This window comes from Streptomyces sp. NPDC015532 (assembly GCF_043078065.1).
Taxonomy (GTDB): domain Bacteria; phylum Actinomycetota; class Actinomycetes; order Streptomycetales; family Streptomycetaceae; genus Streptomyces.
Map to the genome: position 1 here is coordinate 329,912 of NZ_JBIBSY010000007.1, position 12,198 is coordinate 342,109.

12 protein-coding genes are annotated in these 12,198 nt (G+C 71.3%); 9 read left to right on the top strand and 3 right to left on the bottom strand.

Features of this window, described 5'->3' with window-relative positions:
- Window positions 1-106: 106 nt before the first annotated feature.
- The 6 genes from dxr (at window position 107) to ACF07B_RS23375 (ending at window position 7,839) form a co-directional block, all read left to right on the top strand.
- Window positions 107-1,363: a 1-deoxy-D-xylulose-5-phosphate reductoisomerase gene (gene dxr, locus ACF07B_RS23350; RefSeq protein WP_362391401.1), complete on the top strand. Its 1,257-nt coding sequence runs from the start codon at window positions 107-109 to the stop codon at window positions 1,361-1,363.
- Complete coding sequence (locus ACF07B_RS23355; protein WP_392180349.1) at window positions 1,360-2,664, top strand: M50 family metallopeptidase; 1,305 nt, start codon at window positions 1,360-1,362, stop codon at window positions 2,662-2,664. Before dxr ends, ACF07B_RS23355 begins: the two co-directional genes overlap by 4 nt.
- Window positions 2,665-2,834: 170 nt before the next feature.
- On the top strand, window positions 2,835-3,992 hold the full coding sequence (ispG, locus tag ACF07B_RS23360; protein ID WP_369486224.1) for a flavodoxin-dependent (E)-4-hydroxy-3-methylbut-2-enyl-diphosphate synthase: 1,158 nt from the start codon (window positions 2,835-2,837) through the stop codon (window positions 3,990-3,992).
- Window positions 3,993-4,596: 604 nt separating this feature from the next.
- Window positions 4,597-5,445, top strand: coding sequence for a GNAT family N-acetyltransferase (locus ACF07B_RS23365; protein WP_384241007.1), 849 nt, complete (start codon window positions 4,597-4,599; stop codon window positions 5,443-5,445).
- Between the two features lie 61 nt (window positions 5,446-5,506).
- Window positions 5,507-6,076, top strand: a complete 570-nt coding sequence (locus ACF07B_RS23370) for a GNAT family N-acetyltransferase (protein ID WP_392180350.1) — start codon at window positions 5,507-5,509, stop codon at window positions 6,074-6,076.
- 71 nt (window positions 6,077-6,147) lie between these two features.
- The gene (locus ACF07B_RS23375) at window positions 6,148-7,839 is read left to right on the top strand and encodes a proline--tRNA ligase (protein ID WP_392180351.1); all 1,692 of its coding nucleotides are present in this window, start codon (window positions 6,148-6,150) and stop codon (window positions 7,837-7,839) included.
- 86 nt (window positions 7,840-7,925) lie between these two features.
- Here ACF07B_RS23375 and ACF07B_RS23380 read toward each other — a convergent pair whose 3' ends face one another.
- Genes ACF07B_RS23380 through ACF07B_RS23390 form a run of 3 tightly spaced genes read right to left on the bottom strand, consistent with a single transcriptional unit; the run spans window position 7,926 to window position 10,030 of the window.
- Complete coding sequence (locus ACF07B_RS23380) at window positions 7,926-8,870, bottom strand: aminoglycoside phosphotransferase family protein (protein ID WP_392180365.1); 945 nt, start codon at window positions 8,868-8,870, stop codon at window positions 7,926-7,928.
- A 39-nt stretch (window positions 8,871-8,909) separates the two neighbouring features.
- Window positions 8,910-9,383 (bottom strand): ferritin-like domain-containing protein, encoded by a 474-nt coding sequence (locus ACF07B_RS23385; RefSeq protein WP_369486229.1) that lies wholly within the window; start codon window positions 9,381-9,383, stop codon window positions 8,910-8,912.
- A complete protein-coding gene (locus ACF07B_RS23390; RefSeq protein ID WP_392180352.1) occupies window positions 9,380-10,030 on the bottom strand; it encodes a hypothetical protein in 651 nt (216 codons plus the stop codon). The genes ACF07B_RS23385 and ACF07B_RS23390 overlap by 4 nt, the downstream gene beginning before the upstream one ends.
- Window positions 10,031-10,281: 251 nt before the next feature.
- Here ACF07B_RS23390 and rimP point away from each other — a divergent pair, with 251 nt between their 5' ends.
- From rimP to ACF07B_RS23405, 3 genes are all read left to right on the top strand, one after another.
- Entirely contained in the window at window positions 10,282-10,779 is a 498-nt protein-coding gene (rimP, locus tag ACF07B_RS23395; protein ID WP_362391387.1) for a ribosome maturation factor RimP, read from the top strand.
- A gap of 2 nt (window positions 10,780-10,781) precedes the next feature.
- Window positions 10,782-11,780: a transcription termination factor NusA gene (gene nusA, locus ACF07B_RS23400; protein ID WP_362391385.1), complete on the top strand. Its 999-nt coding sequence runs from the start codon at window positions 10,782-10,784 to the stop codon at window positions 11,778-11,780.
- A 101-nt stretch (window positions 11,781-11,881) separates the two neighbouring features.
- A complete protein-coding gene (locus ACF07B_RS23405) occupies window positions 11,882-12,160 on the top strand; it encodes a YlxR family protein (RefSeq protein ID WP_351869824.1) in 279 nt (92 codons plus the stop codon).
- Window positions 12,161-12,198 lie beyond the last annotated feature (38 nt).

Here is a 12,198-nt window from a genome sequence, read left to right on the forward strand (position 1 = left end):
GCGCCGGGTTCCCCGGCGCGCCCGGGCACCACCGGTCACGGGGAGAGACGGCGGGAATGAGGGACGCCCTGTCTTCCGGCGGACGAGATGCGGCCACAATGGGGGGATGAGCGACAGTCCAGCCCCCCTCGCTGATCCGCATCTCGTCTTCGACCCCGTGAACGGAGTCCGGGATGTCGTGATCCTCGGATCCACCGGCTCGATCGGCACCCAGGCCATCGACCTCGTGCTGCGCAACCCCGACCGGTTCCGGGTCACCGCGCTGTCCGCCGCAGGCGGCAGGGTCGCCCTGCTCGCCGAGCAGGCCCACCGGCTGCGGGTCCGGACGGTCGCCGTGGCGCGCGAGGACGCCGTCCCGGCGCTCAAGGAGGCCCTCGCGGCCAGGTACGCACCCGGTGAGCCCCTTCCCGAGATCCTCGCCGGATCCGACGCGGCCACCCAGGTCGCCGCCTCCGACTGCCACACCGTCCTCAACGGCATCACCGGTTCCATCGGCCTCGCGCCCACCCTCGCCGCGCTGGAGGCGGGCCGCACCCTCGCGCTCGCCAACAAGGAGTCGCTCATCGTCGGCGGCCCGTTGGTGAAGGCGCTGGCCCAGCCCGGCCAGATCATCCCGGTCGACTCCGAGCACGCGGCCCTCTTCCAGGCGCTGGCCTCCGGCACGCGCGCGGACGTGCGCAAACTCGTCGTGACCGCCTCCGGGGGCCCGTTCCGCGGCCGTACGAAGGCGGAGCTGGCGGACGTGAAACCGGCCGACGCCCTCGCGCACCCCACCTGGGCCATGGGCCCGGTGATCACGGTCAACTCCGCGACCCTGGTCAACAAGGGACTGGAGGTCATCGAGGCACACCTCCTCTACGACATTCCCTTCGACCGCATTGAGGTGGTCGTGCACCCGCAGTCGTATGTCCACTCGATGGTGGAATTCACGGACGGCTCGACGATGGCCCAGGCGACGCCCCCCGACATGCGGGGGCCCATCGCCATCGGCATCGGCTGGCCCGAGCGCGTCCCGGACGCGGCGCCCGCCTTCGACTGGACGAAGGCGTCGAGCTGGGAGTTCTTCCCGCTCGACGAGGAAGCGTTCCCCTCGGTGGGACTCGCCCGGCACGTGGGGCGGCTCGCGGGCACGGCCCCGGCGGTGTTCAATGCCGCCAACGAGGAGTGCGTGGACGCGTTCCTGAACGGCACACTGCCGTTCAACGGGATCATGGAGACCGTCACCCGGGTCGTCGAGGAACACGGCACACCGCGTACGGGAACTTCCCTGACCCTCGCGGACGTCCTCGAAGCGGAGACCTGGGCGCGCGCCCGGGCCCGTGAACTGACGGCACAGACGACAATCGCGGAGGCTCGTGCATGACGACCCTGATGATGATCCTCGGCATAGTCGTCTTCGTGATCGGCCTGCTGATCTCGATCGCGTGGCACGAGCTGGGACATCTGTCGACGGCCAAGCTCTTCGGCATCCGGGTGCCGCAGTACATGGTGGGCTTCGGCCCGACCATCTGGTCGCGCAGGAAGGGCGACACCGAGTACGGCATCAAGGCCGTTCCGCTCGGTGGCTACATCCGCATGATCGGGATGTTCCCGCCCGGCCCGGACGGCCGGATCGAGGCCCGCTCGACATCCCCCTTCCGGGGCATGATCGAGGACGCCCGGTCGGCCGCGTTCGAGGAACTGAAGCCCGGCGACGAGACCCGCCTCTTCTACACGCGCAAGCCGTGGAAGCGCGTGATCGTGATGTTCGCCGGTCCCTTCATGAACCTGATCCTGGCCGTCGCGATCTTCCTCGGCGTGATGATGACGTTCGGCATCCGCTCCGAGACCACCACGGTCGGCAAGGTCTCGGACTGCGTCATCCAGCAGAGCGAGGACCGGACGAAGTGCGCGAAGGGCGACCAGGTGGCGCCCGCCAAGGCAGCCGGGCTCAAGGGCGGCGACAAGATCGTCGCGTTCGACGGCAAGGCGGTCGGTGACTGGGCGGCGCTCCAGGACGACATCCGGGCCAACCCCGGCAAGGACGTCACGATCACCGTGGAGCGCGAGGGCCGGCGGGTCGACCTGAAGACTCACCTGATCAAGAACCAGGTGAGCAAGACCGACGGCAACGGCGGCTATGTCCAGGGCAAGTACGTGTACGCCGGCTTCCTCGGCTTCACGCCCGCCTTCGGCATCGTCGAGCAGTCCTTCGGCCAGTCCGTGGACCGCATGGGCGACATGATGCAGAACGGCGTCGAGTCCCTGGTCGCGCTGCCCGCCAAGGTCCCCGACCTGTGGGACGCGGCCTTCGGCGACGGTCCGCGCAAGGCCGACTCCCCGATGGGCGTGGTCGGCGCTGCCCGCATCGGCGGCGATGTCTTCACCCTGGACATCCCCGCGTCGCAGCAGGTCGCGATGATGCTCCTGCTGGTCGCCGGGTTCAACCTCTCCCTGTTCCTGTTCAACATGCTCCCGCTGCTCCCGCTCGACGGCGGGCACATCGCCGGAGCCCTGTGGGAGTCGCTGCGGCGCAACACGGCGAAGGTGCTCCGGCGCCCCGACCCGGGCCCGTTCGACGTGGCGAAGCTGATGCCGGTGGCCTACGTGGTGGCCGGGATCTTCGTCTGCTTCACGGTCCTCGTCCTGATCGCGGACGTCGTCAATCCCGTGAAAATCTCTTAGTCACACAGTGGTAGCGACGGCCGGGCACCCTGGGTGCCCGGCCGTCTTCCATTGAGTGGGTTTGAAGCCCGGGGGCGTGATGTGCCCGGGGGAGCGCCCGTACCGTAATCTCGAAGCCCGGAGCCCACGATTCCCGGGACCTTGATCCATAACTTGGGGTTGCACAGCAGATGACTGCGATTTCTCTCGGCATGCCGTCCGTTCCGACCAAGCTGGCCGAGCGCCGCAAGACCCGGCAGATCCAGGTCGGGACCGTCGCCGTGGGCGGAGACGCACCCGTCTCGGTGCAGTCGATGACGACTACGCGCACGTCGGACATCGGCGCCACGCTCCAGCAGATCGCCGAGCTGACCGCCTCCGGCTGCCAGATCGTGCGCGTGGCCTGTCCCACCCAGGACGACGCCGACGCGCTCGCCACGATCGCCAAGAAGTCGCAGATCCCGGTCATCGCCGACATCCACTTCCAGCCGAAGTACGTCTTCGCCGCGATCGACGCCGGCTGCGCCGCCGTCCGCGTCAACCCCGGCAACATCAAGCAGTTCGACGACCAGGTCAAGGAGATCGCGCGGGCCGCGAAGGAGACCGGCACCCCGATCCGTATCGGCGTCAACGCGGGCTCGCTCGACAAGCGCCTGCTCCAGAAGTACGGCAAGGCGACCCCCGAGGCGCTCGTCGAGTCCGCGCTCTGGGAGGCCTCCCTCTTCGAGGAGCACGACTTCCGGGACATCAAGATCTCGGTCAAGCACAACGACCCGGTCGTCATGGTCAACGCCTACCGCCAGCTCGCCGCCGCCTGCGACTACCCCCTGCACCTCGGCGTCACCGAGGCCGGCCCCGCCTTCCAGGGCACCATCAAGTCGGCCGTCGCCTTCGGCGCCCTGCTCTCCGAGGGCATCGGCGACACCATCCGCGTCTCCCTGTCGGCCCCGCCGGTCGAGGAGGTCAAGGTCGGCCTTCAGATCCTCCAGTCGATGAACCTGCGCCAGCGCGGCCTGGAGATCGTCTCCTGCCCGTCCTGCGGCCGCGCCCAGGTCGACGTCTACAAGCTCGCCGAGGAAGTCACCGCCGGCCTTACCGGCATGGAGGTCCCGCTCCGCGTCGCCGTCATGGGCTGCGTCGTCAACGGTCCCGGCGAGGCTCGCGAGGCCGACCTCGGCGTCGCCTCCGGCAACGGCAAGGGCCAGATCTTCGTCAAGGGCGAGGTCATCAAGACCGTCCCCGAGTCGAAGATCGTGGAGACCCTGATCGAAGAGGCGATGAAGCTCGCCGAACAGATGGAGGCCGACGGAGTGGCCTCCGGCGAACCGACGATCTCCGTAGCAGGCTGAGTCCCGTTCCTGCGGCCGGACGACAACCCGGCCGCAGGACCGAGGCCCCTTCCGCAGGCAAACAAGGCCGCCCTTCCGATCCCGGCCGCGCGGAGCCACCCAGGGACCCGAGGAACCGCGCCCCCAGCCCCCACCCACCCGCACCCGGGCACGGGCACCAGGCCCCGCTCCGGTGGCCGCGGACGACATACCTGCCCGTGCGGACTCCGGCCGAGGCGAGCCACCCAGTGGCGCGAGGTACCGCGCGGCCAACCCCCACGACCCGCACCCGGGCGCCAACCCAGCCCCCACCCCCTCGGCCTTCCGATCCCGGCCGGGGTGAGAAACCCAGGGGCGCGAGGTACCGCGCGGCCAACGCCCACGACCCGCACCCGGGCGCCAACCCAGCCCCCACCCCCTCGGCCTTCCGATCCCGGCCGGGGTGAGAAACCCAGGGGCGCGAGGAACTGCGCGGCCAACCCCCACGACCCGCACCCGGGCGCCAACCCAGCCCCCACCCCGGTGACAGCCCGCTCCCCCGTCCGGCCAGAGGACTCGGCGGCGAGGCACAACCTCTCCAGGTACAGTGCGGAGATCAGCAGACCCCAGGGTGAGGCCCCCGCACGTGTTGACCCAGACCACCACCAGGGTCCTCGAACCGAGTGACCTGGACGCCGCGCTCGCCGTCCTCGGCCGCGAGCCGGTGGCGAACGCGTTCGTCACCTCCCGAGTACAGATCGCCGGACTCGACCCATGGCGGCTCGGCGGCGAGATGTGGGGCTGGTACGAGGACGGCATGCTGCGGTCCCTCTGCTACGCGGGCGCCAACCTCGTCCCGATCTGCGCCACCCAGCGCGCCGTGCGCGGCTTCGCCGACCGGGCCCGCAGAAGCGGCCGCCGCTGCTCCTCGATCGTCGGCCCCGCCGAGGCCACCGCCCAGCTCTGGCGGCTCCTCGAACCGAGCTGGGGCCCCGCCCGCGAGATCCGCGCCCACCAGCCGCTGATGGTCACCGACCGGCTGCCCGCCACCATCACCCCGGATCCGTACGTCCGCCGCATCCGCAAGGACGAGATGGAGACGATCATGCCGGCGTGCGTCGCCATGTTCACCGAGGAGGTCGGCGTCTCGCCGCTGGCCGGCGACGGCGGCCTGCTCTACCAGGCCCGCGTCGCCGAACTCGTCGGCTCGGGCCGGTCCTTCGCCCGCCTCGGCCCGGACGGCAAGGTCGTCTTCAAGGCGGAGATCGGCGCCGCGACCGCCGAGGCCTGCCAGATCCAGGGAGTGTGGGTGGCCCCCGAGTACCGCGGCCGGGGACTGGCGGCCCCCGGCATGGCCGCCGTGCTGCGCTACGCCCTCGCCGATGTCGCCCCGCTCGTCAGCCTCTACGTCAACGACTTCAACACCGCGGCCCGGGCGGCCTACCGCCGCGTCGGGTTCCAGGAGGCGGGCGCCTTCATGAGTGTCCTGTTCTGACGCCCGGCGCGGGCCCGTCGGGACCTCACGCGTCACACGGTCCGCCAGGTAGTCTCCCCGCATGCTGCGCTTTCCCGGTCACGGCCACCGCGACCACGACGACGTGGTCATCGGCCCGCTGGATCTCGCCGCCCGCGTCGACGAGGCACTCGCCGTGCAGGCGCTCGCCTTCGGGCTCGGCGCCGACGAGGTCGCCGTACGACGCCAGATCGTGCTGCGCCACATCACCTACCCGGGAGCCCGCGCGCTCGGCGCCACCACCGTCGACGGACGGCTCGTGGGATTCGTCTACGGCATGCCCAACGACCGCGCGCACTGGTGGTCCACCGTCGTCGAACCGTATCTGCGCGACCAGCGCCACGACGGCTGGCTGGACGACTCCTTCGTGATCACCGAACTGCACGTCCACCCCCGCTTCCAGAACCAGGGCGTCGGCCGCACCCTGATCACCGCCATCACGGACACGGCGGCCGAACCCCGCTCGATCCTCTCCGCGATCGACTTCGACAGTCCGGCCCGCGGCCTGTACCGCTCCCTCGGCTACGAGGACCTCGCACGGCAGGTCCTGTTCCCCAGCGCGCCCAGGCCGTACGCCGTGATGGGCGCACCGCTTCCCCTGCGACACCGCTAATGGATTTCCGGGGACGGCCGCTGCCCGGCTAACCTCCAGGCATCACCCTTACGCAGCAGGAGTCGAGAATCATGGCCCAGGTCCAGCGCATGTCCCGTTTGATGGTCAAGACATTGCGTGACGACCCGGCCGACGCCGAGACGCTCAGCCACAAGCTGCTCGTCCGCGCCGGCTACGTCCGGCGCAACGCCGCGGGCATCTGGACGTGGCTGCCGCTCGGCAAGAAGGTCCTCGACAACATCTCCCGCGTGGTCCGCGAGGAGATGGACGCGATCGGCGCCCAGGAGGTCCTTCTCCCGGCCCTGCTGCCCAAGGAGCCCTACGAGGCCTCGGCCCGCTGGGAGGAGTACGGCGACCTGCTGTTCCGCCTCAAGGACCGCAAGGGCGCCGAGTACCTGCTCGGCCCGACGCACGAGGAGATCTTCACCCTGGTGGTGAAGGACCAGGTGGCCTCGTACAAGGACCTGCCGGTCATGCTCTACCAGATCCAGACGAAGTACCGCGACGAGGCCCGTCCGCGCTCCGGCGTGCTGCGCGGCCGCGAGTTCCAGATGAAGGACTCGTACTCCTTCGACATCACGGACGAGGGTCTCGCCGAGTCCTACGGGCTGCACCGCGAGGCCTACCAGAAGATCTTCGCGCGCATCGGCCTCGACTACCGCATCGTGTCCGCCGTCTCCGGCGCCATGGGCGGCTCGGCCTCCGAGGAGTTCCTCGCGCCCGCCGCCGCCGGTGAGGACACCTTCGTGGACTGCCCGGCCTGCGACTACGCCGCCAACACGGAGGCCGTGACGTTCAAGCTCACGCCCGTCTCCGGGGAGCACGGCGCCGTCGAGGAGCTGGACACCCCCGACACCCCGACGATCGAGACGCTCGCCGAGCACCTCGGCGTGCCCGCCTCCGCCACCCTGAAGAACCTGCTGGTCAAGGTCGACGGCGAGATCGTGGCCGTGGGCGTCCCGGGTGACCGCGAGGTCGACCTCGGCAAGCTCGGCGAGCACCTCGCCCCGGCCGTCGTCGAGCTCGTGACGGCCGAGGACTTCGAGGGCCGTGCCGACCTCGTACGCGGCTACGTGGGCCCGCAGGGCCTGGAGAAGGTCCGCTACATCGCCGACCCGCGCGTCGCGCCCGGCACGGCCTGGATCACCGGCGCCAACAAGATCAACACGCACGCGAAGAACGTCGTGGCCGGCCGTGACTTCGAGGTCGACGACTACCTCGACGTCGTCGTGGTGCAGGAGGGCGACCCCTGCCCGGCCTGCGGCACCGGCCTCAAGATGGACCGCGCCATCGAGATCGGCCACATCTTCCAGCTCGGCCGCAAGTACGCCGACACCTTCGGCCTCGATGTCCTCGGGCAGCAGGGCAAGCCGGTCCGCGTGACCATGGGCTCGTACGGCATCGGTGTCTCCCGCGCGGTCGCGGCGCTGGCCGAGCAGTCGGCGGACGCCCAGGGCCTGTGCTGGCCCAAGGAGATCGCTCCCGCCGACGTGCACGTGGTCGCCGCGGGCAAGGCTCTCCAGACCGAGCTGGCGCTCGACGTCTCCGAGAAGCTCGGTGCCGCGGGTGTCCGCGTCCTGGTCGACGACCGCGCCGGCGTCTCCCCGGGCGTGAAGTTCACCGACGCGGAGCTCATCGGCGTACCGACGATCCTGGTCGCCGGCCGCCGCTCGGCCGAGGGCGTCGTGGAGCTGAAGGACCGCCGCACCGGCGAGCGCGAGGAACTGACCGTCGAAGAGGCGATCGCCCGCCTGACGGCGTAACCGGCACCTGGGCGGCGCCCGGCACCTCTCCGGAGGCGCGGGGCGCCGCTCGGCCGTTTCCGGGGGCGTGGTGTCCCGGCCGGTGCTCAGAGCCAGCCGGCGAACTCCAGGAGCAGTCCGGCGTCCTGGGGGCGGCCGACCCGGCCCGCCCGGACACCCGACTCGACGGCACGGAACAGGGTCCAGCCGCGCAGCCGCGCCGGGTCCACGTCCAGGGACTCGGCGAGCCGCTTGATCCGCCGCCGGGTGATCGACGGTCCCGAAGGCGACGCGATGAGGTCCTCCACCCGGTCCCGGACCAGCCGGGCCAGGTCGAACGCGCACTCGCCGACCACCGGGTCCGGTCCCACCGCCAGCCAGGGCACGCGCTCACCGGCGAGCACCTTGCTCTGCCGGAACGTGCCGTGCAGCAGCAGTGCCTCGGGCGGCTGGGCCAGCAGTTCCTCGCGGGCCGCGAGCGCCGCGTCGACCAGCGCCCCGATCTCGGCTCCGGCCTCGCCCGTCGCCGTGGACCGCATGGCCTCGGCCTGCCGCCCGGTCCGCTCCGCCACGGTCTCGAAGACGGGGTCGGCGGGCGGCTCGACCCACAGCCGCCGCAGCGTCCCGGCCGCCTCCAGCAGGGCCTTGGCCTCGGGCAGCGACCGCACGGACACGTCCGGGTGCAGCCGTTCCAGCAGCAGGACGCCATCGGTGCCGGAGGCCTCCCCGGTGTCGCCGCCGTCGAGAAGACGGACCGCGCCGCGGCCGTCCCAGTGACCGAGCGCGACCCGCTCGGCCTCCGGGCGCGCCCGGCCGGGCGCCAGCTTCAGTACGGCGGGCGTGCCGTCGGCCCGGCGCACCAGGACGACCAGACTGCTGCGCCCGCCCGGAGCCTGCACGCGCTCCACGGTCAACTCGCGCAGAGCGACGGCCCCTCGGGCCAGCCCGGGCAGCCGCTCCAGCCACTCGTCGGCCTCGTCGGAGCCCTCCGGCCCGCTGCGGCGGGTCTCGCCGAGCGCCCGGAGAAGGCGCTGCGGCGGCTCGAAGGTCATGCGCGAGTCCATGCGCGAGAGGTTTCCTTCCAGGTCGCGTTACGACGGCGAGGGCGCCGTGGGGGATGGGGTGCCCGCCCGCTCGGCGAGCCCAGGGAAGGCTACGCTCTCGCCGCTCCAGCGCACCGCGCGGACCGCGGCCTCGCGCAGCGCCCCGGCCGCCATGCGCCGCCGGTCGCCCGTGGCGGCGCGCACGAGGTCGGAGTACACGTCGGCGACGCGTTCCTCCAGCTCGGCCGCGAACCGTATGGCCGCGGCGGTGTCCGTCACCGGGAACGGCAGCACGTACGCGGCCGACGCGGCCTCGGGTGCCGCGCCCATGTCCTTGACCTCCCGCGTCAGTTCGTCCCTCCGCGCCCGGTGGGCGTCGTAGGCCGACCGGGCGTCCGTCTGACGGGCCGCGCCGATCCTGGCGCCCACGACGCCGTAGCCGTAGACGGCCGCGTGCTCGGCGCCCAGCGCGGCCTGGAGGGCCTTGAGCTCGGCTTCCTCGGTCCTGCTCCGCTTGCTCACTTCGCCGCCTTCGTCAGCAGAAACGCGTGGGCCGCTCCGGCCGCCGCCACGGAGGCGAGCAGCCGGGCCAGTTCGCCGGGGACGTTCACCAGGGCCTGTGTCCGTTCGTCCGCGAGCGCCAGTTCGGCGGTGGCGAGTTCGGCGAGCGCGTCCTTGGGCCGGGCCGCCACACCGGGCGAGGCCCCGGCCGAAGCCGAACTCGAAGCCGAACTGGAGGCCGAACTGGAGGCCGAACGCGAAGCGGACGCCGAACCCGAAGCCGTCGAGGACGCGGACGGGGACTCGGCCGAGGACGCCGACGCCGATGCCGACCTCGACGGAGCAGCCGACGCGGATCCCGACGCCCCCGCGCTGCCGCCCCCGAACGCCTGCGCGTGGCGCACGACCTCCTCCCGCAGCGGGCCGAGCCGCTCCGCCAGCTGCGGATGGGCGGCGATCACCGCGGTGTACCGGCCGGAGAGCGTCATGCTGTCCCGGGCCGCACGCGCGCGGGCCCGGTCCGCGAGCGAGGGGCTGCCGCCCGTCGTGTCGCTGGACGACTCGGGAGCGGCGGAACAGCCCGCGAGCGCGAAGGCGCCCGCGGCGGCCGCGAGCAGGGTCCTTCGGCGCGGACCCGACGGGGTGCGCGACGGCAGGGGGAACGACACGGCAGACGTCCTCGGAGGGCTCGTACGAATGTATGGGCGAGCTGCCCGTGATCACGGTACCCGCGCAGGGGCCGATCACGGCCCAGCGGCTCTCCTCCAACTGTCTCCGGCGCGATTTCGGGGAGGTCCGAGGGCACCCGCCGGCGTGGGCGCACCCGTCCGGTGGACGGCAACACCCTCCGCGACCGGATACCCTTTGAGCTGACACGCGACCAACCCACAACAGCACACGCGGCCGAGGAGTCACCCGGATGAGCACGACCCAGAGCGAGAGGCTTCGAGAACTCCTGGATCCGCTCGTGAGCTCCCAGGGCCTCGATCTCGAAGAGATCGAAGTGGAGTCAGTAGGCCGCAAGCGTGTCCTGCGCGTCGTCGTCGACTCGGACGAAGGTGCCGACCTGGACGCGATCGCCGATGTGAGCCGCGCGCTCTCGGCGAAGCTCGACGAGACCGACGCGATGGGTGCGGGCGAGTACACCCTCGAGGTCGGAACCCCCGGTGCCGAGCGCGAGCTCAAGGAGCACCGTCACTACGTACGCGCCACCGACCGCCTGGTGAAGTTCCAGCTGGCGGAGGACGGCGAACTGCTCGCGAGGATCCTGCGGGTCGAGGACGACGGTCTCGATGTCGAGGTGCCGGGCGTGAAGGGGCGCAAGCCCACCGCCAGGCACCTCGCCTTCGGGGACATCGTCAAGGCCCGCGTCCAGGTCGAGTTCAGCCGCAAGGACAAGAAGGAAGAGGAGGCGTAGCCGTGGACATCGACATGAGTGCCCTGCGGGGTCTGGTGCGGGAGAAGGAGATCTCCTTCGACCTGCTGGTCGAGGCGATCGAGTCGGCCCTCCTCATCGCCTACCACCGCACCGAGGGAAGCCGCCGGCGCGCGCGCGTGAAACTCGACCGGGAGACCGGCCATGTGACCGTGTGGGCGAAGGAGGACCCCGAGGACCTGGAGGAGGGGCAGGAGGCCCGCGAGTTCGACGACACCCCCTCGGGGTTCGGCCGGATCGCCGCCACCACCGCCAAGCAGGTCATCCTGCAGCGCCTGCGGGACGCCGAGGACGACGCGACCCTCGGCGAGTACGCCGGCCGCGAGGGCGACATCGTCACCGGAGTGGTCCAGCAGGGCCGCGACCCGAAGAACGTGCTCGTGGACATCGGCAAGCTGGAGGCCATCCTGCCGGTGCAGGAGCAGGTCCCCGGCGAGCACTACGAGCACGGCCTGCGGCTTCGCTCGTACGTCGTCCGGGTGGCCAAGGGTGTCCGCGGTCCGTCCGTGACCCTGTCCCGTACGCACCCCAACCTCGTGAAGAAGCTCTTCGCGCTGGAGGTGCCGGAGATCGCCGACGGTTCCGTCGAGATCGCCGCCATCGCCCGTGAGGCCGGCCACCGCACGAAGATCGCCGTCCGGTCCAACCGCAGCGGTCTGAACGCCAAGGGCGCCTGCATCGGCCCCATGGGCGGCCGGGTGCGCAATGTCATGGCCGAGCTGAACGGCGAGAAGATCGACATCGTCGACTGGTCGGACGACCCGGCGGACATGGTGGCCAACGCGCTGTCCCCGGCCCGGGTCTCCAAGGTCGAGGTCGTCGACCTCGCGGCCCGCTCCGCGCGCGTGACGGTCCCCGACTACCAGCTGTCGCTGGCGATCGGCAAGGAGGGCCAGAACGCCCGCCTCGCCGCCCGCCTCACGGGCTGGCGGATCGACATCCGTCCGGACACCGAGCAGCCGGGCGAGCAGCGCGGGGAATAGACCGGGAATAGATCCGGCCCGCGCATCGCTTACATCACGACAACAACCGTTCGATTCTTGCCCCAAAGGGGTGAGGTCGGTACGGGGAGGTAGACTTAAGAGTGTCTGGCCGGACGCGAGCCCGCGCATGCCCTGAACGCACCTGTGTGGGGTGCCGGGAGCGAGCGGCCAAGAGAGACTTGCTGCGCATCGTGGCGGTCGAGGGCGAATGTGCCCCCGATCATCGCGGTACGCTGCCCGGCCGGGGTGCGTACGTGCATCCCGTTCTGGTCTGTCTCGATCTGGCGGTCCGCCGCCGGGCGATCCCACGGGCGCTGCGCGCCCCGGGACCGCTCGACACAGCGGCGTTGCGTCTCTACGTCGAGCAGGCAACACCGTAAGAAGCGTCGTACGGAACCCCCGTGCGGCCCTGGTATTC

Bases quoted from the DNA above. Each gene is read 5' to 3' on its own strand.
- dxr (WP_362391401.1), top strand. From the start codon at position 107: ATGAGCGACAGTCCAGCCCCCCTCGCTGATCCGCATCTCGTCTTCGAC.
- ACF07B_RS23355 (WP_392180349.1), top strand. From the start codon at position 1,360: ATGACGACCCTGATGATGATCCTCGGCATAGTCGTCTTCGTGATCGGC.
- ispG (WP_369486224.1), top strand. From the start codon at position 2,835: ATGACTGCGATTTCTCTCGGCATGCCGTCCGTTCCGACCAAGCTGGCC.
- ACF07B_RS23370 (WP_392180350.1), top strand. From the start codon at position 5,507: ATGCTGCGCTTTCCCGGTCACGGCCACCGCGACCACGACGACGTGGTC.
- ACF07B_RS23375 (WP_392180351.1), top strand. From the start codon at position 6,148: ATGGCCCAGGTCCAGCGCATGTCCCGTTTGATGGTCAAGACATTGCGT.
- ACF07B_RS23380 (WP_392180365.1), bottom strand. From the start codon at position 8,870: ATGACCTTCGAGCCGCCGCAGCGCCTTCTCCGGGCGCTCGGCGAGACC.
- rimP (WP_362391387.1), top strand. From the start codon at position 10,282: ATGAGCACGACCCAGAGCGAGAGGCTTCGAGAACTCCTGGATCCGCTC.